We start from the raw sequence: 225 nt of genomic DNA, 5'->3' as shown, positions 1-225 counted from the left end.
AACGTCTGTTCTTCCTCAAACCAGAAGACAATGCCCTCTTCCGCCGCCAGCCGGCACCAAAAATCATAGGCCGATTCGCGTTTTTGCGTGGTGTATTCCCGTTCGGCATGGCGTTTATAGAGCGTATCGCGGGCAAAGAAAATATAATGCTCTTTAAGCAGCTCCGTTAAGATTTCCGGTACGGACTGTCGATGGAAAATACGGCTGTCCTGATTGAGCGTCATC

General features: G+C 49.8%; 1 protein-coding gene. It reads right to left on the bottom strand.

Features of this window, described 5'->3' with window-relative positions:
* Window positions 1-225, bottom strand: a 225-nt coding sequence (locus ACGF5R_RS24990; protein WP_387693346.1) for a contractile injection system protein, VgrG/Pvc8 family, incomplete at both ends; no start/stop codon positions are given.

This window comes from Photorhabdus sp. RM71S (genome assembly GCF_042879355.1).
GTDB lineage: Bacteria > Pseudomonadota > Gammaproteobacteria > Enterobacterales > Enterobacteriaceae > Photorhabdus > Photorhabdus kayaii.
The sequence above is the reverse complement of the archived record's forward strand: the minus strand, read 5'-3'. Positions and strand labels throughout refer to the sequence as shown.